The organism is Klebsiella pneumoniae (assembly GCF_000742135.1).
Taxonomy (GTDB): domain Bacteria; phylum Pseudomonadota; class Gammaproteobacteria; order Enterobacterales; family Enterobacteriaceae; genus Klebsiella; species Klebsiella pneumoniae.
On sequence record NZ_KN046818.1, the window covers coordinates 4,967,488 to 4,987,033 of the forward strand.

General features: G+C 57.3%; 21 protein-coding genes and 1 other annotated feature. Of the genes, 4 read left to right on the forward strand and 17 right to left on the reverse strand.

Annotated features, from left to right (window positions below; genetic code table 11):
• Positions 1-24: 24 nt before the first annotated feature.
• Positions 25-948: a DNA-binding transcriptional regulator DsdC gene (gene dsdC, locus DR88_RS02515; protein ID WP_004150274.1), complete on the reverse strand. Its 924-nt coding sequence runs from the start codon at positions 946-948 to the stop codon at positions 25-27.
• Positions 948-1,082 carry a hypothetical protein gene (locus DR88_RS31140; protein ID WP_004150275.1) on the reverse strand — a complete coding sequence of 45 codons (135 nt, stop codon included), beginning with the start codon at positions 1,080-1,082 and terminating at the stop codon, positions 948-950. Before DR88_RS31140 ends, dsdC begins: the two co-directional genes overlap by 1 nt.
• Positions 1,083-1,173: 91 nt before the next feature.
• On the opposite strand from DR88_RS31140, the gene dsdX reads away from it, so the two are divergent.
• Together dsdX and dsdA are read left to right on the forward strand one after the other, a co-directional pair.
• Complete coding sequence (gene dsdX, locus DR88_RS02510; RefSeq protein ID WP_004173855.1) at positions 1,174-2,511, forward strand: D-serine transporter DsdX; 1,338 nt, start codon at positions 1,174-1,176, stop codon at positions 2,509-2,511.
• Between the two features lie 16 nt (positions 2,512-2,527).
• Entirely contained in the window at positions 2,528-3,856 is a 1,329-nt protein-coding gene (dsdA, locus tag DR88_RS02505) for a D-serine ammonia-lyase (RefSeq protein ID WP_032444000.1), read from the forward strand.
• A gap of 3 nt (positions 3,857-3,859) precedes the next feature.
• Here dsdA and DR88_RS02500 read toward each other — a convergent pair whose 3' ends face one another.
• The 5 genes from DR88_RS02500 to DR88_RS02480 all read right to left on the reverse strand — a co-directional run bounded on the left by DR88_RS02500 (position 3,860) and on the right by DR88_RS02480 (position 8,099).
• Positions 3,860-4,282 (reverse strand): radical SAM protein, encoded by a 423-nt coding sequence (locus tag DR88_RS02500; RefSeq protein ID WP_004889115.1) that lies wholly within the window; start codon positions 4,280-4,282, stop codon positions 3,860-3,862.
• Between the two features lie 74 nt (positions 4,283-4,356).
• Entirely contained in the window at positions 4,357-4,719 is a 363-nt protein-coding gene (locus DR88_RS02495; RefSeq protein WP_002923304.1) for a DUF202 domain-containing protein, read from the reverse strand.
• Entirely contained in the window at positions 4,709-5,056 is a 348-nt protein-coding gene (locus DR88_RS02490) for a YidH family protein (protein ID WP_002923305.1), read from the reverse strand. The genes DR88_RS02495 and DR88_RS02490 overlap by 11 nt, the downstream gene beginning before the upstream one ends.
• 101 nt (positions 5,057-5,157) lie before the next feature.
• Positions 5,158-6,480, reverse strand: coding sequence for a 6-phospho-alpha-glucosidase (locus tag DR88_RS02485; RefSeq protein WP_002923306.1), 1,323 nt, complete (start codon positions 6,478-6,480; stop codon positions 5,158-5,160).
• Entirely contained in the window at positions 6,477-8,099 is a 1,623-nt protein-coding gene (locus DR88_RS02480; RefSeq protein WP_002923307.1) for an alpha-glucoside-specific PTS transporter subunit IIBC, read from the reverse strand. The genes DR88_RS02485 and DR88_RS02480 overlap by 4 nt, the downstream gene beginning before the upstream one ends.
• A 298-nt stretch (positions 8,100-8,397) precedes the next feature.
• Between DR88_RS02480 and DR88_RS02475 the strand changes: the two genes are divergently transcribed.
• The gene (locus DR88_RS02475) at positions 8,398-9,120 is read left to right on the forward strand and encodes a GntR family transcriptional regulator (RefSeq protein ID WP_025861328.1); all 723 of its coding nucleotides are present in this window, start codon (positions 8,398-8,400) and stop codon (positions 9,118-9,120) included.
• On the opposite strand, the gene DR88_RS02470 is transcribed toward DR88_RS02475, so the two are convergent.
• The 4 genes from DR88_RS02470 to ibpA all read right to left on the reverse strand — a co-directional run bounded on the left by DR88_RS02470 (position 9,112) and on the right by ibpA (position 12,794).
• Entirely contained in the window at positions 9,112-10,773 is a 1,662-nt protein-coding gene (locus DR88_RS02470) for a putative transporter (RefSeq protein ID WP_015959172.1), read from the reverse strand. The genes DR88_RS02475 and DR88_RS02470 overlap by 9 nt on opposite strands.
• Positions 10,774-10,874: 101 nt before the next feature.
• Positions 10,875-11,699 (reverse strand): DNA damage-inducible protein D, encoded by an 825-nt coding sequence (gene dinD / locus DR88_RS02465; protein ID WP_025861329.1) that lies wholly within the window; start codon positions 11,697-11,699, stop codon positions 10,875-10,877.
• A gap of 136 nt (positions 11,700-11,835) precedes the next feature.
• Complete coding sequence (gene ibpB / locus DR88_RS02460) at positions 11,836-12,264, reverse strand: small heat shock chaperone IbpB (RefSeq protein WP_004145074.1); 429 nt, start codon at positions 12,262-12,264, stop codon at positions 11,836-11,838.
• Positions 12,265-12,380: 116 nt separating this feature from the next.
• Complete coding sequence (gene ibpA / locus DR88_RS02455; protein WP_004151523.1) at positions 12,381-12,794, reverse strand: small heat shock chaperone IbpA; 414 nt, start codon at positions 12,792-12,794, stop codon at positions 12,381-12,383.
• Positions 12,788-12,863 (reverse strand) — a sequence feature (ROSE (Repression Of Heat Shock gene Expression) occurs in the 5'-region of heat shock genes and acts as an RNA thermometer to modulate expression.). Its footprint overlaps the gene before it by 7 nt.
• Positions 12,864-13,108: 245 nt before the next feature.
• On the opposite strand from ibpA, the gene DR88_RS02450 reads away from it, so the two are divergent.
• On the forward strand, positions 13,109-13,441 hold the full coding sequence (locus tag DR88_RS02450; RefSeq protein ID WP_004151524.1) for a YceK/YidQ family lipoprotein: 333 nt from the start codon (positions 13,109-13,111) through the stop codon (positions 13,439-13,441).
• 1 nt (position 13,442) lies between these two features.
• On the opposite strand, the gene DR88_RS02445 is transcribed toward DR88_RS02450, so the two are convergent.
• The 6 genes from DR88_RS02445 to dgoR all read right to left on the reverse strand — a co-directional run bounded on the left by DR88_RS02445 (position 13,443) and on the right by dgoR (position 19,546).
• Positions 13,443-14,669: a YidR family protein gene (locus tag DR88_RS02445; RefSeq protein WP_004150284.1), complete on the reverse strand. Its 1,227-nt coding sequence runs from the start codon at positions 14,667-14,669 to the stop codon at positions 13,443-13,445.
• 51 nt (positions 14,670-14,720) lie between these two features.
• Positions 14,721-16,058 carry an MFS transporter gene (locus DR88_RS02440; RefSeq protein WP_004150285.1) on the reverse strand — a complete coding sequence of 446 codons (1,338 nt, stop codon included), beginning with the start codon at positions 16,056-16,058 and terminating at the stop codon, positions 14,721-14,723.
• 177 nt (positions 16,059-16,235) lie between these two features.
• Positions 16,236-17,384 carry a galactonate dehydratase gene (gene dgoD, locus DR88_RS02435; protein ID WP_004150286.1) on the reverse strand — a complete coding sequence of 383 codons (1,149 nt, stop codon included), beginning with the start codon at positions 17,382-17,384 and terminating at the stop codon, positions 16,236-16,238.
• Positions 17,381-17,998, reverse strand: coding sequence for a 2-dehydro-3-deoxy-6-phosphogalactonate aldolase (locus tag DR88_RS02430; protein WP_004181595.1), 618 nt, complete (start codon positions 17,996-17,998; stop codon positions 17,381-17,383). Before DR88_RS02430 ends, dgoD begins: the two co-directional genes overlap by 4 nt.
• Entirely contained in the window at positions 17,982-18,860 is an 879-nt protein-coding gene (locus tag DR88_RS02425; RefSeq protein WP_004145083.1) for a 2-dehydro-3-deoxygalactonokinase, read from the reverse strand. The genes DR88_RS02430 and DR88_RS02425 overlap by 17 nt, the downstream gene beginning before the upstream one ends.
• Positions 18,857-19,546, reverse strand: a complete 690-nt coding sequence (gene dgoR / locus DR88_RS02420) for a D-galactonate utilization transcriptional regulator DgoR (protein WP_004145084.1) — start codon at positions 19,544-19,546, stop codon at positions 18,857-18,859. The genes DR88_RS02425 and dgoR overlap by 4 nt, the downstream gene beginning before the upstream one ends.

Below are 19,546 nucleotides of genomic sequence, written 5' to 3' on the forward strand. Positions count from 1 at the left end.
TCCGAGGGATAGCCCGGCTCTTTTTCAGGTCAGGCTATGCAGCCACTCGATAAAGGCGTCGATTTTCGGCCACTGGCGGCCCGGCAGGGTGGTCACGTAATAATGCTGATGGCATTTCAGCGTCATATCGCCGAACGGCGCGATAAGCTCGCCGCTCTCTAACCGCTTCTGCACCAGCCGTTTACGCCCCATCGCTACCCCGACATGATTCATCGCCGCAATCACCGCTAAATCAGAACGATCGAAGCCAATGCCCGACGATTGCGGCAGTTCAATCCCAAATTGTTGTGCCCAACTGAACCATTCATCGGTGCCGGAATCATTGCTCCATGCCTGGCGATCGTGAAGCAGCGTACAGTGGCGCAGACTGGCAGGATTTGACGTTAACTGCAGCTGGCGGGCGTAATACGGCGTACATACCGGCACGATCGCCTCATCCATCAGAAAATGGTGGCTTAGCTGCGACGACGGCGCGTCATCAAAATAGATTGCCAGATCGATACCCGCCCGCTGCAGGTTGACGTTATCGTTGCCGGTCAGCACGGTCAGCGAGATGGCCGGGTAGCGGCGACTGAAATCCCCCAGCGCCGGCACCAGCCAGCACTGGGCGATAGAGGGCCGCGAGTAGACCGTCAGACTGCCGGAGAGCTCCTGGTTTTTGATGTCCAGAATCTCCTGATTGAGACCATCCAGCGACGCCTTCAGCGCCCAGTAAACGCGCTTCCCTTCACGCGTCAGCTCCACTTTGCGGTGCGAGCGGACAAAGAGCTGGATCCCCAGCTCCTCTTCCAACTGATTAATCCGGTGACTGACGGCGCTTGGGGTGAGCGCCAGCTCGTCGGCGGCAAGGGCGAACGACTCGTGCCGCGCCGCCACCTCAAACGTCGACAGCCTGGAGAGTTGCCAGCCGTTCAGCAACCGGGTACCTAAGGTTTTTAGCACATCCATTATGCGCTCCTGGCGATAATAGGGAGTCTGGATGATAAAAAAATAATGCCGGAACTTCCGCTAAAGGATGAGTTAATTTGACCCATAGCATATTTAGAGGTCACTTTTAGAGCTAAATCACCTTTTTGATTCAATTTGGCTCATCTGAAAGGTCATTTATATCGTTTGTCAGCCCATGCCGAGTTTCTGTTCAATAACCACACGTTACTTACGGCGAGGTGGGGTATGGAATCGCAAATTTGGGTTGTGAGCACATTGCTGATTAGCATCGTGTTAATTGTATTAACCATCGTCAAACTGAAGTTTCATCCGTTTCTGGCGCTGCTGCTGGCGAGCTTTTTCGTCGGTGCGATGATGGGAATGGGCCCGCTGGAGATGGTCAACGCCATTGAGAGCGGGATCGGCGGTACGCTGGGCTTCCTGGCGGCGGTGATCGGTCTCGGCACCATTCTCGGCAAGATGATGGAGGTCTCCGGCGCGGCGGAGCGCATCGGCCTGACGCTCCAGCGCTGCCGCTGGCTGTCGGCGGATGTGATTATGGTGCTGGTCGGCCTGATCTGCGGCATTACCCTGTTTGTCGAAGTCGGGGTGGTGCTGCTGATCCCGCTGGCATTCTCCATCGCCAAAAAAACCAATACTTCGCTGCTGAAGCTGGCTATTCCGCTGTGTACCGCGCTGATGGCGGTGCACTGCGTGGTACCGCCGCATCCGGCCGCGCTGTTCGTGGCGAATAAACTGGGGGCTGATATCGGGACGGTTATCGTCTATGGCCTGCTGGTCGGTCTGATCGCCTCGCTGGTCGGCGGCCCGCTGTTCCTCAGGCTGCTCGGCAACCGCCTGCCGTTTAAACCAGTGCCAGCCGAGTTTTCCAACCTCGACGTTCGCGAAGAATCGACGCTGCCGTCGCTCGGCGCTACGCTGTTTACCGTGCTGTTACCGATTGGCCTGATGCTGGTGAAAACCGTCGCTGAACTGAATATGGCGAAAGGCGGCACGCTGTATACAGTGCTGGAATTTATCGGCAACCCCATCACCGCGATGTTTATCGCCGTCTTTGTCGCCTATTACATGCTCGGCATCCGTCGGCAAATGGGGATGGGCGTTCTGCTGACTCATACCGAAAACGGCTTTGGGTCCATCGCCAACATCCTGCTGATTATCGGCGCCGGCGGCGCATTCAACGCGATTTTGAAATCCAGCGGCCTGGCCGATAGCCTCGCGGTGATCCTGTCGAACCTTGATATGCACCCGATTTTGCTGGCCTGGCTGGTGGCGCTTATCCTGCACGCCGCCGTTGGCTCCGCCACCGTGGCGATGATGGGCGCTACCGCCATCGTTGCCCCGATGCTGCCGCTTTATCCCGGCGTAAGCCCGGAGATCATCGCCATTGCCATCGGTTCCGGCGCCATTGGCTGCACGATCGTCACCGATTCCCTGTTCTGGCTGGTAAAACAGTACTGCGGCGCCAGCCTCAGTGAAACGTTCAAGTACTACACGACAGCGACATTTATCGCGTCGCTACTTGCACTGGCCGCCACCTTCCTGCTTTCTTTCATCATCTAAGCGAACGAGACGTAATATGAAAAACGCTGACCTGACCACCTTAACCGCGACCTTCCCGCTTGTGCAGGATCTGATCGCCCTGAAAGAAACTACCTGGTTTAACCCGGCAACCACCACCCTGGCGGAGGGGTTGCCTTACGTCGGTCTGACCGCCGACGATGTGCAAGACGCCCATGCCCGCCTTCAGCGCTTCGCGCCCTATCTGGCGGCAGCCTTCCCGGAAACCGCCGCGAGCTGCGGGATTATCGAATCAGAAGTGGTTGCCATTCCGGCAATGAAACGCAGCCTTGAGCAAAAATTCGGCCAGCCAATTAGCGGCGAACTGCTGCTGAAAAAAGACAGCCATCTGCCAATCTCCGGCTCAATCAAAGCGCGCGGTGGGATTTATGAAGTGCTGACCCATGCGGAAAAGCTGGCGCTGGAAGCCGGGCTGCTGACGACCGCAGACGATTATCGCAAATTGCTGACGCCGGAGTTTAAACAGTTCTTTAGCCAGTTCAGCATCGCCGTCGGCTCCACCGGCAACCTTGGGATGTCGATCGGCATCATGAGCGCGCGCATTGGTTTTCAAGTCACGGTGCATATGTCCGCCGATGCCAGGGCGTGGAAAAAAGCCAAACTGCGCAGCCACGGCGTAACGGTGGTTGAGTATGAAGAGGACTATGGCGTGGCGGTCGAACAGGGGCGCAAGGCAGCGGAATCCGATCCGAACTGCTTTTTCATTGATGATGAAAACTCACGCACGCTGTTCCTCGGCTATGCCGTAGCCGGCGAGCGCCTGAAGGCGCAGTTTGCCAAAGCAGGGCGCGTGGTCGATGCCGATCACCCGCTGTTCGTCTATCTGCCGTGCGGCGTCGGCGGCGGCCCCGGCGGCGTGGTATTTGGCCTGAAGCTGGCCTTCGGCGACCACGTTCACTGCCTGTTCGCCGAACCGACCCATTCGCCATGCATGCTGCTCGGCGTCTATACCGGGCTCCACGACCAGATAGCGGTGCAGGATTTAGGTATTGATAACCTGACCGCGGCCGACGGTCTGGCGGTCGGCAGGGCGTCCGGGTTCGTTGGCCGGGCAATGGAGCGCCTGCTCGACGGGTTCTATACCCTTGACGACCAGACGATGTATGACATGCTGGGCTGGCTGGCGGCAGCGGAAAATATCCGCCTTGAACCCTCCGCGCTGGCCGGGATGGCCGGAGCGCAGCGGGTCTGCGCCAGCAAAGCGTACCATCAGCTGCAGGGGCTGAGTGAGCAACAGCTGCAGCAGGCCACCCACCTGGTGTGGGCCACCGGCGGCGGCATGGTGCCGGAAGAGGAGATGGCGCAGTACCTGGCGAAGGGGCGCTAATCTTTAGCGCAGCAGCGGCATCAGCGCCTCTGGCGGCCGCTGCTGTCGTCGCAGGTCCCGCATCACTCGCATATAGGGCCCGCTAAAATCGTAGAACTGCCGGTAACCCGCGCACAGCGGGTCTTCCTGTTCGCCACAGCGGCACAGGCGCAGCCACGGGCAGCCGTAGCAGGCGCTGTTGGCCGCCGGCGCGCCTGGCTGGGTCAGCGTCTCCCCACACCAGGCGCTCAGCGTCTCGCTAAACAGTAAAATATTGATGCGCCCAATATCTTCCCGCACCCAGCGGTGAAAGACTGCGCAGAGAAACTCTCCCCAAAGCGCGGCGTCGCCGGCCGCCAGCTGCGGAATAAAATGGATAGCGGTGAGCCCCTGTTGACGAAGCTGTGCATAGAACGCCTGCGGTTGATGGCAATGATGCGCCTCCACCACGACAGCCTGAAAGGGAGTGTCATGTTGCTGGCCGGGGGCATGAGTGAGAGGCAAATTCGCCGGACATCCTGTCATGACATATCCCTAATGAATAAAACGATCGGTTGAAGGTGAGTAACAGCAAACAGGAATGCCAGAGAAAGTACTGCGAGTGCGATCAAAAATTTGTCACGAACCGCCCGCGGCTGTAAAAAATCGCTATCGTCGACATCCATCAGATGACGACGGCGGGTATAGCCCCAGAGGATCACCGCCACAATCGCCAGCACGCCGATCGACAGCCAGAACGGCAGGCCGGCGCGGTGCCAGCTGTGCTTAATCGCCAGCGCCATCAGCGCGCCGTAGCCCAACAGGGTGCGAAACCAGGCCAGCGAGGTGCGCTCTGGCTGAAGACCGGGATCGCTTTCCCGCCGCGCCCGGCGTTTATCCGCCATACACCACCAGCAGCATCACCGCGGCCACCACCGCCAGCAGCAGAATGCTAATCACCAGCAGCGTGCGGGTATAGGGAAGGTCCTGCTTGAGACGCATCGCCTTCTCGTTATTCAGCCAGCGCAGATAGCCATAGATGGCCATGCCGCCGGCAAAGAGACACAGCAGCAGGGCGAGAATTTCACGGATCAGCGGCGTGGCAAAGTCCGGCGCTAACTGGTCAAGGCCGACGCCGGCGGCGAGAAAACCGAGCGCCGTGCGGATCCATGCCAGAAAGGTGCGTTCGTTAGCCAGCGAAAAGCGGTAATCCGGCGCTTCGCCGAGGCGGGAGATTTTCATTACAGTTCCTTGTTCATCGCGCTGCAGGCTTCAGCATAGCGTAAATCAGGAACCGGGGAGAAGAACCGGCGCCCCGCAGGGCGCCGGTAGTACAACGGGGATTAATGCAGCTCAGGCCAATAATCTTTGTTGGCGGCAATGAGGTCGTCGAGGATCGCTTTCGCCACCGAGGCGCTCGGCACGGTTTTCGACAGGGTAATCGCCTGCCACAGCTTGTGGTAAGAGCGCTGTTCCCAGGCATCGACCACCAGTTTTTCCACTGCCACCTGCTGGCTCATCAGCCCTTTCTGGAAATGCGGGATGTCGCCTACCGTCAGCGGCTCCGGTCCGTTGTGGCCTACCAGACAAGGGATCTCCACCATCGCGTCGGCGTCAAAGTTATGGATCGCGCCATTGTTCGGCACAATCAGCAGCATCCTTTCCTGCGTGTTAAAGGCGATAGCCGTCGCCAGATCGACGATATAGGAGGCATGCTCGTCAATCTCCAGATCGCCGGCGGTGGATTTCCCGGCGGCGATGATCGCCCGGCAGGCGCTGAAGACGTTTTTCTCCCGATGATCCATCACCTCATTGGCGCGGGTGCGTTCCGGGTTGGAGTGGGCTACCACATAGTCCGGGAACAGATAATATTTCAGGTAGGTGTTCGGCATGGTCTGCGGATCCAGCGCCTGCACATCTTTCGCTTTGGCAAAGGTGTCGTTCCAGCTGGCCTCGGTGTGCGGATCGTTCGAGGGCGGCACATAGCCGTATTTCGCCACATATTCGCGCAGTTTCGGCATCAAATCATTGCCGTCGAGGTCCTCAATCGAGGTCCACCAGCCGAAGTGGTTGAGGCCGTAGTAGCGCACGCGCATCTGTTTACGGTCTTTGAGGCCGACAATCTGCGCCATCCGCCCTTCAATGCCGATCGGCATATCGCAGATGTTGAGGATTTTGGCGTTCGGCCGCAGACGACGAGTGGCTTCCGCCACAATCGCCGCCGGGTTGGAGTAGTTAAGCATCCAGGCGTTCGGCGAATATTTTTCCATATAATCCACCAGCTCCAGCACGCCGCCGATAGAGCGCATACCGTAGGCGATCCCGCCCGGTCCGCAGGTCTCCTGGCCCAGCACGCCGTGGCGTAGCGGGATTTTCTCATCCTGTTCACGCATCGGATATTTCCCGACGCGGATATGCGCCATGACAAAATCAACATCGGTAAACGCCGCCTGCGGATCGGTGGTATAGCTGAATTCAATCTCCGGCGCCTGCTCTTTGAGGATCACTTTGCACGCCTCGGCGATGGTCTCCTGGCGCGCGCCGTCGTTGTCGTAAAATTTCAGCGACCGCAGCGGAAAACGATCCTGGTTTGCCAGCAGCATCAGGACAATGCCCGGGGTGAAGGTGCTGCCGCCGCCTGCGATAACAACTGAGAATTTTTTCATGATACTGCCTCCGTCATGGTGGTATGTTCGGTCGAAAGAGAATCTTTCATCAGGTTTTCCAGCTGGTCGCGCACCTGGGGAACGTGCAGGCCGACGATGACCTGAATCCCGTTGCCGCGGCGTACTACCCCGTGGGCGCCCAGCGCTTTAAAGACGTCGTCACTTTGCGTTTTCGCCATATCGACCAGCGCGATGCGCAGTCGGGTGGCGCAGTTGTTGATGCTTTCAATGTTGTCGGCGCCGCCGAGGGCCTGCAGGAAGCCAGCGGCCTGACCCAGCCGGGTCTCTGGCGCGGCGGCGGCCGTGGTTTTACCTCGTGCCGCCTGGTAATCGGCCTTGCTGTAGAGCTTGATTTCGCTCTCTTCCCGGCCAGGCGTCTTCAGGTTCAGACGCAGGATCAGGGTGCGGAAGACTACGAAGTAGAGGGCGGTGAAACAGAGGCCGATGCCTATCTGAATGAACATCATCGAAGCGTGGTGATGGAACATTGGGATCCAGTTTTGCGGCAAGAATTGATCGAGCAGGCCGCCGCCGAAGTTGCCTACCACCCCGCAGATGTACATCACCGTCGCCATAGTCGCCGCCAGCACCGCGTGAACGGCGAACAGCAGCGGCGAGATGAAGAGGAAGGTGAACTCCAGCGGCTCGGTGATCCCGACCAGCATCGCGGTCAGGGTGGCAGGGATCAGCAGACCGGCGACCTTGACGCGGTTTTCCGGCGCGGCAGTGAAGTAGAGCGCCAGCGCAATCCCCACCGAACCAAACACTTTCGAGTTACCGTGCAGGGCAAAGCCGCCCTCCGGGAACAGCGTCTTCAGCGGTTCCGTACTCTGACTGAACGCCTGCAGATGCTCTGCCCAGTAGACCTGCAGTCCGCCCTCCACCACCGCCGGGCCAAAGATGAACGGGCCATAGACGAAGTGGTGCAGGCCGGTGGGGATCAGGATGCGCTCAAGGAAGATGTAAACCCACACCCCAAGCGCCCCGGCTGAGCGCAGAAAGGCCTGCAGCGATTCAATACCCAGCTGGACCTTTGGCCAGCCGAGCAGGGTCAGCCAGGCGCAAGGGATCATCGCGAGGAAGGCGACAATGACCACAAACGATGAACCCTGAAAGATGCCGAGGAATACCGGCAGGGGTTTATCGAAATAGCGATTGTGCAGGGCCGTCACCAGACCGGAGATGACGATGGCGCCGATAATGCTGGTGTCGAGGGTTTTAATCCCGGCAATCATCGTCAGGCCGCTGCCGGCCGTGGGTTCAGCGGAAAAATCGACGCCGAAGAAGTGGCCCCAGGTCATCCCCATGGCGTTGATAAAGTAGTTCCAGGTGAGAAAGCTCACCAGCACCGCCAGACAGGCCCGGCCCTGGGCCTGTTTCGCCAGGCCGATCGGCAGACCGACGGCGAAAATCAGCGGCATATTACGAAAGACGGTCCAGCCGCCCTCCTCAATGATGTGAACGATCTGGGCAAACAGGCTGTCGGGTGCGGTCAGCGCTTCGCCGACGAACATCGGGTTGCGCAGCATGATGGCGATACCGACCACGATCCCGGCAAAAGGAAACAACAAAACCGGGGTAAACATGGCGCCGCCAAAGCGTTGTATTTGACTGAGCATTGGGAAATCCTCATGTAACAACTCGTAGGGTGAGTGGCCTTCTTTTTCTTGATTACCGGCCTGACTGGAGAATAAAAATTTGCCCGTCCGACAACATGCCGCGCCGTTGCGATTCGTGATCCCATTCATGGTTTTAATTTGGCCAAAGTTGTCTACTTCGGTAACAAAAGTTAGACATCGATAAGTCAGGCAGCGAAATTAACTAAATGAATGTGTCTTAATTGATTGTAATTAATATATTTTTTTAGAAAAAAGAGCACAAAGCGACATCCCCTTTTCCTGCACAAGAGGACTACTGGTGATCTACAAATCCATTGCTGACCGCCTGCGGCTGCGGCTGAATTCCGCCGACTTCGCCATCGGCAGCCCGCTACCAGGAGAGAAAAAACTGGCCGAGGAGTTCGGAGTGGCGCGCATGACTATTCGCAAAGCCATCGATCTGCTGGTGGACTGGGGATTGGTTGTGCGTCGCCACGGCTCGGGAACTTACGTGGCGCGTAAAGACGTCCATCATGAAACCAGCAATCTGACCGGCCTGGCGGAAGTGCTGCGCAAGCAGGGTAAAGAGGTGGTGAGTCAGGTGCAGGCCTTCGAGGTGATGCCCGCCCCGCCGGCCATCGCCAGTCTGCTGCGGATTAAAATTGATGAACGGATCTACTTCTCACGGCGGGTGCGCTACGTCGACGGCAAGCCGCTGATGCTGGAGGATAGCTATATGCCGGTGAAGCTGTTCCGCAACCTGTCGCTGAGTCATCTGGAAGGGTCGAAATTTGATTATATTGAGAAAGAGTGCGGGATCATCATCAGCGGGAACTATGAAACGCTGACGCCGGTGCTGGCGGACAAGCAGCTGGCGCGCTCAATGAACGTCCCGGAGCAGACGCCGCTGCTGCGTATTACCTCCCTTTCCTACAGCGACAGCGGCGAGTTTCTTAACTATTCGGTCATGTTCCGCAACGCCAGCGAGTATCAGGTGGACTATCACCTGCGCCGCGTCCAGGCGCAAAGCCCGCTAGCTTAGCCCCCAGAACAGCACGGCGAGTAGCTGCGGGGTGATAATGCGCAGGAACATCACCAGCGGATAGACGGTGGCGTAAGAGAGCGCCGCTGCGCCGCTGGTGGCGTGCAGGTTGTTGGCGAAGGCCAGCGCCGGCGGGTCGGTCATGGAGCCGGCCAGCATGCCGCACAGCGTCAGATAGTTCATTTTCGCCAGCATGCGCGCGAGGACGCCCACCGTCAGCAGCGGGATGGCGGTGATGAAAATACCGTAAGCGATCCAGCTCAGACCATCGCCCTGGGTCAGGGTGGCGACAAAGTCACCCCCCGATTTTAGCCCGACCACCGCCAGAAACAGCACGATCCCCAGCTCGCGCAGCGCCAGGTTGGCGCTCGGCGGCATAAACCAGTACAGCTTGCCGATACTGCCGATACGCCCAAGGATCAGCGCCATAATCAGCGGCCCACCGGCCAGTCCCAGCTTCAATGCTGCAGGGAAGCCGGGAATAAACAACGGGATAGATCCCAGCAGTACCCCGAGTCCGATGCCGATAAACACCGGCAGCATCTGGACCTGCTGCAGCTTCTGCTGAGCGTTACCCAGTTCGGCGGCCACGGCGTCAATTGCCTCCGGACGGCCGACCAGGTTGAGGATGTCACCAAACTGCAGGCTGGCGCTGCTGCTGGCTACCAGCTCGACGCCTGCCCGGTTAAGCCGGGAGATCACTACGTCATAGCGCTGTTTGACGTGCAGATCGCGTATTTTCTTTCCCAGCACTTTTTCGTTAGTGACCACCACCCGCTCCACTTTCAGATCGGTGCCGCGCGTCGACAGCGAGGTCGCCACCTCCTGGCCTATCACCAGCTGCGCATTGTGCAAATCCTCAGGTCGCCCCACCAGGTGCAGCAGGTCGCCAGCCTGGATAAGGGTGCCCGGCGCAGGCACCATCAACAGCTCACCGCGTTTCAGCCGCGAACAGACGATGTTGTCGTTGTTGAGCATCGGCACATCCTGAATCGCCATCTGGTTGAGGTTGGGGTTTTCCACCCGCACGTTGATGGTGTGTAAATGGGCGTGGCCGTTACCGCTGCTCTCCTCAAACCGCTGGGCCTCTTTCTCGACATTGATGCGAAAGAACAGACGCACCAGCCACATGGTCAGCAGAATGCCGCAGATGCCGAACGGATACGCCATCGCGTAGCTCATCCCCATTTGATCGACCACCTCGAACGGTACGCCGAGATCGCGCAGAATTTGCTGCCCGGCCCCCAGCGCTGGCGTGTTGGTCACCGCACCGGAGAAGATACCGAGCACCACCGGGAGAGGAATATTGAACAGCTTATGCAGCACCGCGGTCACCAGGCCGCCGAGGATAACGATAAGAATAGCGAACAGATTGAGCCGCAGGCCAGAGACCCGCAGCGAGGCGAAAAAGCCCGGCCCCACCTGAATACCGATGGTGTAGACAAACAGGATCAAGCCGAATTCCTGAATAAAATGCAGCATCGGGCTGCTGAGGGCGACGCCCGCCTGATCGACAAAGTGGCCGACGATAATGCCGCCAAATAACACGCCGCCAATACCAAAGCCAACGCCGCGGATTTTGACATTGCCGATCCACAACCCAACCACCGCCACCAGCGCCAGCACGCTGACCGTCAATGCTATCTCACTCATGGTACCGTCCCTGTGAATAACATTATTATTAACAGGGATTATGACCGCGGCCAGGCGGATTGTATGCTGCCTGGCGCACAATAATCATGGAGTAAGATACGCTACTCAGGCGCGTTCTTATTTTTCGCTGCGATAGTGAGTTGCTGAATACTTTTCTCCGGGGAAGGAAGTGCTTCAGGCATAGTGCCACCCAGGTCTTTAATAGTCTGGCGTACTTTTTGCCCTACGTCATAATGCGTTTTGTTGGCGAGTTGCTTCGAATCAACCGCGTCCCGACGTAGTTTTTCTTCCGTTTGGGTAGCACGAAACAGGTTGGCCGCGAGCTCAGTCGATCCCATATAGTCGAGTATTTTTTGGCTTTTCTTTAGGCCCTTACGCTCATGGATTGCTTTTTGGTCAAGACCACCATAGAGACCTTTATAACCATGGTTTTGAAAGACAGCAAAATCAAGAGTCGTCTCAACACCAGCACGTTGGGCCGTTTCAACCAGATGTTTATTATGCTCTTTGAGCTCATTGCGCAGGAACAGTCGCTTTTCATCCTCTCGTAGAGACTTAAATATTTGATCATCTTGCAATTCCTGGCGCCGGGTTTGCAAGGCAAAGTACGTTTGCCCCGCAGCAATCACCGGTTTCGACGGATCGCCATTTTGCACTACCAGATAGCAGGCGTAGCGTGAGAGGTGGAAATCTTCAAGATTCCTGCTGGCGCCAGAACCTAATTCGACCATTTTGTTGGTTTCAACAAAATGGTCTGCCGAGGGATGACCACTCGCCTCACATGAAATTATCGCTTTTGCAATGACCTTATAAAAATTCCGCCACTCTTTATAGTCAAGCAGGGAACCAAGGTTGCGGGCAGACCAATACTCCCGCCCCGCCTCATCGCTCTTTCTAATCGCTTCAAATGGCTGCTGTTCGTTCATAACGTATCCTTGTTTGAGTGAGTCCCAAAGTATGATTGTTTTTTAAACTGAAACACCCGTTGCAGCAAGGAAGTTTATTGTGCTCTCGCACACAAAAAAGCCCCGAAAATCGGGGCCTTATAAGTTATTCGCTTAATTAACTATTTAATGCCGGTCGTTCGCTGATGGCGATACGCTGCGGGGCGATCTGCTCAGGCTCATTGCGGGTCAGATCGATATGCAGCAGGCCATTGGTGAAGGTCGCGCCTGAGACCTCCATGTTGTCGGCGAGGGTGAAGCTCAGGCTGAAGGCCTGGCTCACCAACCCCTGGTGCAGCCATGTGGTCTCTTTTTCCGGCTGCTGCGGCGTGCCTTTCACCACCAGACGGGTGCCTTCCAGTTGAATATCCAGATCTTCCTGACGGAAACCGGCCAGCGCAAGGGTAATGCGGTAGTGGTTATCGTCGCTTTTTTCGATGTTATAGGGCGGGAAGCTTTGGCTTTCACCGGCGGTTTGCAGGGCGCTGGCCAGTTTGTCAAAACCGATCCATTGACGCAGCAGGGGGGATAAATCGTAGTTACGCATACTGTTTTCTCCTTCTAAGAAGCGAGTGAATACCTGCGAATTCTGTAAATTCGCATCTGCTCCCTGACGGCGAGCAGGTTGTTACATCAGGCCGCCACGCGGCCTGAAACGGACAATTAGTTGATTTCGATGCGGCGCGGCTTGTTCGCTTCCGGGATCACCCGTTCCAGATCGATATACAGCAGGCCGTTCACCAGATTGGCGCCGCGGACGTGAATGTTTTCCGCCAGCTGGAATTTGCGCTCGAAGTTGCGCTCGGCGATCCCCTGATACAGGTAGGTCCGCTCTTTCTGCTCGGCGGCGTGGGCGCCTTTGACGATCAGCAGATTGTCCTGGGCAGTGATCTCCAGCTCGCTTTCAGCAAAGCCAGCCACCGCGATAGCGATGCGATAGTGGTTTTCGTCTACCAGCTCGACGTTATACGGAGGGTAGCCGCCGTTGCTCTGGCTTTGATTGTTTTCCAGCAGGTTGAACAGGCGGTCGAAACCAATGGCTGAACGATATAGCGGGGAAAGATCGAAGTTACGCATAGTAAATAGCTCCTGAAAATCAGCGAGAATCAAATGACCTTCCATCGTGGACAGGCCGCGGTAATCCGGAATACCCCTCAGGCGTATTCTCAGTGGGTTACACCTATAAAATGGGTTTCTCCCCGTGCTTTTCAAGGGATTGAGGGCAATTTTTTTTGCAGTTTATCGATGATTGCTTAGACTGGGTGGAGGAGCACAAAAAGCAAAGTGCGATGCCCGCCACAGTGCGGCGCAATAACACTATGCATTCACGGGATGGCCCGATATAACCGCTGAAAGGTTATCTCAACGCCCGAAACGACAATGGAAGAACAATGAAAAGCAGACGACTGTTAAAGCTGGTCCTGTTCAGCGGGATAATAAGCCTGAGCGGTTGCTCCAGCGTAATGTCACATACCGGTGGCAAAGAGGGAACCTATCCGGGCACGCGATCCAGTGCGCAAACGCTGGGGGACAGCGATACCAACTGGGGTGTGAAATCGCTGGTGGCGCTGGACATGCCGTTCACCGCCGTCATGGATACCCTGCTGCTGCCGTGGGATATGTTCCGCACCGACAGCTCAATCAAATCTCGGGTCGAAAAGAGCGAGAAGGCTACGCTGGCGACCAACTCGGTGATCCCGCCAGCGCCGATGCCTGCCCAGTAAGTTATCGTCCGGTCTGCGTAACCCACAGCTGACGATAACCGTCCACCTCCTCCATCCAGGCAATCTGTTTACCGTCTGGCGAAAAGACGATCGCGTCCGCCGAGGGCGCATGCGCATGCGTATCGGTTAAAAAGGTGATATCTCCCGTACCGGCATGGCAGCAGGCAATCCGATCCTCCAGCGCAAAACCCAGCCACTCTCCCGACGGATGCCAGTTAAACGCCGACTGGATACCCGACGCGTGATGCGTCAACTGCCGCGGCTCGCCCCCCTGCGGGGAAATAAGCCACAGCTGCACTACGCCGGCGTCGTCGCGCATCAGAAAGGCTATCGCCGTCGCCTGGGGATTGGCGCGCACCCAGTGGCGCGGGACGTTCACCAGTCCCGGGTAGCGGCGATGGTGGGTGAAGGTCAAACGACGCTGGCTGACGCCCGCCGGCGGCGCCGGCATTGTGGTTGCGGTACCGGCCAGCGGCGCCCCGCCAGGCTGCTTCCAGCCGGCTTCATCCTGCGGCAGATCGACAATAAACAGCTCAGGCACTTTATCGCCATTTTCCGCCAGCGTATCGCCAATAAACGCCAGAGTATGGTTCCCGACCCAGCCCTCCTCATAGGCGCGATTAATCTCATCGCTGCCCGGCGCGGGTGCCGGCGTCGTGCGGCTTACCAGCACGCACCAGTGGCTGCCGCCATATTCGCGCGGATGCTGTCCCTGCGGCGTCACCGGTCCATAGGGCGCCGCCACGCCGACGTTGCGCAGATCCAGCGCCGGATCGCGCTCGTGCAGCACGTGATCGTTGTAGGTAAAACTGACAAACTGACCGTTGGGGCTATAGACATGGACGTGGCTGCCGCCGCGCAGTGCGCCGGGCGTGTAGGGGGGGGTAATGTCCATGGCGTCCAGATTCTCGACAGCCCCCTGAAAGGCCACCACCCCGCGGCGATGATGAAAATCATACTGCCACTGCGCATCCGGCCGCTCGGGGCCATGAATAAACACATAGCGCTCCTGGGTTGGATGCACGGTTACCACGCCCACGTGCGCGCCCTGCGTGGCACGATAAATGGTCTCCACAGTACCGCTGTTTACGTTCACTCGCTCAATGGTTTCGCCGGTAAACGATGCGCCGGACGGACGAACGTCGAATACCAGCCACTGGCTGTCGGGAGTCCAGGTATTAATATTGGTAAGCTGGTGATGACGGGGAGCAAAAGTGACTTGTTTCATGACGATACCCTGATGCGAGACTTACGCATCAGGGTAGCGTATCGCAAAAAATTAGCCTACACGTTTCACATCGCCGACCAGCAGGATATAAGACAGCGCGCCTATCAACGCCACCACGGAGATATAAACCAGCGCCGGGCCAAAGCCGTAATCCTGCGCCAGATAGCCAATCACCAGCGGAACGGTGATACCGCCCAGGCCGCCAACAAAGTTAAACACCCCGCCGGTCAGGCCTATCAGGCGCATCGGCGCCAGGGAGGAGACCAGCGACCAGGTGATAGACGCAAAACCGTTACCGAAGAACGCCAGCGCCATCAGCGCCATGATCCAGATGGGGTCGTTGGTGTAGTTTGCCCCCATGATGCAGGTGGAGATCAACAGTCCACAGATGATCGGCGTTTTGCGCGCCACGCCCAGCGAGTAGCCTTTTTTCACCAGCTTATCCGCCAGCCAACCAGACAGCAGGACGCCAAAAAACGCGGCGAGGAAGGGCACCGTGGTCATAAAGCCGGCCTTCAGCGCGGTGATGCCTTTTTCCTGGGTTAAGTAGTTCGGAAACCAGGTCAGGAAGAACCACAGCGTCGAGGTTACCGCGAACTGTCCAAGGTAAACGCCAACCAGCTTGCGGTGAAAAACCAGCTTCCAGTCCGCTTTCGATAACGGTTGACGCGCCTCTTTCTTCACCGGCGCATCGCCATCCACCAGGCCGCCGCCGTCGCGGATATAGTCGAGTTCGGCTTTACTGATGCTTTTAGTCAGGCGCGGCGGTTGATAAACCTTGAACCAGATCAGCGACCAGATAATGCCGATACCGCCGGTAACGATAAACACCCAGTGCCAGCTCAATAGCTCCTGGATCCAGATCAGCAGCGGCGTGAGGAAAGCCAGGCCAACAAATTGCCCCGAGGTATAAAACCCGACGGCGGAAGCGCGCTCGTGCTCCGGGAACCAGCTGGTCACCATGCGGTTGTTGGTCGGGAAGGCTGGCGCTTCGAAGATGCCGGTAATGGCGCGTAAACCGATAAGCGACATTAAGCCGGTGGCGAAGCCTTGTAGCAACGTCGCCACCGACCAGCCAAATATAGCGATAAAGTAGGTAAGCCTGGATCCCACGCGGTCAAGGAACCAACCGCCAGGGATCTGGCAGAGGGTATACAGCCAGGCAAAGGCGGAAAATACGTAGCCCATTTCCGCTTTGCTAATACCAAACTCCTCCTGAATATGCGCCGAGGCGACGGCGAGGTTGGCACGGTCTACATAACAAATAACCACGGTAATAAAGATCATGATGAGCGTCAGATAACGGCGACGCCCGGTTTTTACAGCGGTAACTGAAATATCCATCGCAATCTGTCTCCAGATTTTGGGCATAGCGAAGCCGCTCACCATGCCCGGTAATTTACAGAGGGTGTTTTTGTTTTTTATTAATAACTATGTTGCGATGCGCTAAATAATTCGTGCTGGGGAAAGGCGGCAAATTTTCGCATCCCTGGAAGCATACAATAGTATGTGACCAGGGTAAGAAAATGCAGCCAACGCATCACCAGTGCGAAGTATGACGCGCATTTACCATTCGGCGACAGATCCATCCTCATACCGCCACAACGGATTTCGCCAGTCCGGCGCGTTTTTACTTAACTCAATCACGCGGGCCTCATCAATTTCCACGCCCAGCCCCGGCTTCATCAGAGGTTTAAAGAAGCCGCCTTCCATATTGAAATCTTCTTTGTTTTTCACAAAATCAAGCAGTTCGGCGCCTTTGTTGTAATGGATCCCCATGCTCTGCTCCTGGAAGACCGCGTTATGCGAAACGAAATCAACGTGCAGACAGGCTGCCAGCGCGATCGGCCCCAGCGGACAGTGCGGCGCCAGCCCAACGTCATAGGCTTCCGCCATGCCGGCAATTTTATAGCATTCGGTAATACCGCCTGCGTGCGACAGATCGGGTTGTAAAATAGCCACCCCGCCCGCTTCCAGGACCCGTTTAAATTCAAAGCGCGAAAACATACGTTCGCCGGCGGCAATGGGAATATGGGTTTGCGCCGCCAGCCGCGGATAATATTCCGCCTGCTCGGCTAATACCGGCTCCTCAATAAATAATGGGCGATATGGCTCCAGCTCTTTAATTAATACCTTAGCCATCGGCGCGCTAACGCGGCCGTGAAAATCGAGACCAAACTCAATTTCATTGCCAAACGCTTCGCGGATTTGCGCCACGGTATTCACCGCGGCATCAACCGCGCGGGAATTATCAATGATACCCATCTCTTCGCAGCCGTTTAATTTAAAGGTGTCAAAACCAATGCCGCGCAGCTTCTTAATCCCGTCAATCACTTCGGCGGGGCGGTCGCCGCCCACCCAGCTGTAGGCTTTAATTTTGTCGCGCACCAGCCCGCCCATCAGTTGCCACACTGGGGCATTCAGGACCTTACCTTTAATATCCCATAGCGCCTGATCAATACCGGCGATGGCGCTCATCATAATCGGGCCGCCGCGATAAAAGCCGCCGCGGTACATTACCTGCCACAGGTCATTAATCCGCGCCGGATCCTGACCAATCAGGTAATCGCCAAATTCATGAACGGCTGCCTCCACCGTACGGGCGCGCCCTTCAATCACCGGTTCGCCCCAGCCGACGATGCCTTCATCGGTTTCAATCTTCAGGAACATCCAACGCGGAGGTAAACGGTACGTGGTGATATTGGTTATTTTCATTTCACTGCCTCTCGATACGCTTTTACGAATGCGGCTGCCTGCTGCGCGGTACGTTCAACCGGCTGGCCGGCACGATAGAGATCGCTACCCAATCCTGCCCCAACACAGCCGGCATTAATCCACTGCGCCAGGTTTTCCGGCGTCACGCCGCCAACGGCAAAGACCGGAACCTCGGGCGGAAGCACGGCTTTCAACGCTTTGATGTAATCCGGGCCAAAAGCCGATGACGGGAAGATTTTCAGAGCCTGCGCGCCGGCATCGAGCGCGCTAAAGGCTTCGCTGGCGGTGGCGCAGCCTGGACACACGGTCATGCCGTAACCCACCGCTCGCCGGATCACTTCCGGTTGAATGTTTGGCGTCACAATCAGCCGACAGCCCATGGCCGCCAGCCTGTCGACCTGCTCCGGTTGCAGCACCGTGCCCGCGCCGATAAGCGCCTGCTCGCCGTAAGCGTCGACGACCTGCGGAATACTTTTCTCCCACTGCGGCGAGTTCAGCGGGATTTCGACCGCGTCGAAACCGGCGTCGATAACGGCGCCAACGTGAGCCAGCGCCTCGTCTGGCGTAATACCGCGCAGGATAGCGATAAGTGGAAGGTTAGTTTGCCACTGCATAAGCGATGCTCCTTATTCCTGTCTGAAATGCCGTATCGCCCGCAACCGCGCTGACTTCGCGGCCAATGGCGGCGAATGCCTGCTGATAGCGGGATGTTAACGATGACCCAGCGACGAGACTGATCGCCTGCTGTCCGGCGAATGTGTCGCTGAGGGTGGCAACTTCAGCGCCAATCAGCAGGCCGGAAAGAAATTCGCTAACCTGCTCGCGAGGCAGCGCGCCCAGCACGTGCGAAGCGCGAACTTCAAACAGCTGCGGCAGGACGGCGGGGTTGTTGATACCGCGCTGCAGACCTGCCGCGAATGCGGCAGCGGACGTTTCCTGCGGCGGTAAGCCGGCGCCCACCAGCGAGTGCTGAAGCAACAGATGATGCAATTCACCGGTCAAAACGGTACGAAAATCGTGAATTTGCCGGCGATCGGCCAGTACCCACTTGCAGTGGGTTCCCGGCATCACGTAGACAGACGAAGGGGCTAAGGCGCGAGCGCCCAGCAGCTGCGTTTCTTCCCCACGCATGACGTTATGGTTATCGTCACGGGAAACGCAAAGGCCGGGAATTATCCAGATATTGTCGCCAACGGCAGTTAACTGCTGGCCAATATCCGAGAAAGCGGCAGGAAGCGGCAAATAAGGGGCGATTTTCCAGCCCACGTTGCTGCCGACCATCCCTGCCATCACCACCGGTGTGGCGCCATCGCGCCAGTGCTGTGTGATTTCCGCTAACACCGCAGCGGGAGAGCGACCATTCAGGCGCGTTACGCCTGCTTCAGATTGCCTGCTTTCCAGGCATTCTTCGCCCTGATAAAGCCAGGCGCGTAAATTCGTCGATCCCCAATCTATTGCGATGTAGCGAGCCGTCATGTGATTTCCTTAAGCCTTCGTGTCGAGCTGGCGATCATCGTCAACGCCGCCTGCTCCGCCGCGTCGCTATCCTGATGCCGAATGGCGTCAAATAGCGCTTTATGTTCCTGGAGGGTTTTCGGCATGTTGCCTTCATCGCCCATCCAGGTCCGTTCAAATACCGCCCGCTGCAGCGAACTGATCGCCACGCTAAGCTGCTGCAAAACCGGGTTATGTACTGACTGCAGCACCGCCTCGTGGTAGCGAATATCCGCTTCGTTAAAGGCATCCCGGTTTTGGTTGTTGGCGATCATGTCATTGAGCGCCGACTCGATTTCCGCCAGATCGCTTGAGGTGGCGCGTTCCGCCGCCCAACGGGCAATGGCGGGTTCAACCAGGTTGCGCACTTCACTCATCGCGCTGATAAGACGCGGGTCATAGTCATTTTCCAGTACCCACTGCAGCACCTCGGTGTCGAGGTAGTTCCACTGGTTTCTGGGAGCGACAAACGCGCCGCGATAGCGCTTCATTTCAATCAGCCGCTTCGCCATCAGGGAACGAAACACTTCACGAATGATGTTGCGCGAGGTTTCAAACTCCTCACAGAGTTCCGCTTCGGCCGGAAGCGCCGAACCCGGGACGTATTTACCGCTGACGATCTGTTTGCCCAGCGAGATCACAATGCGATCGGTCTTATTGAGAGTCAT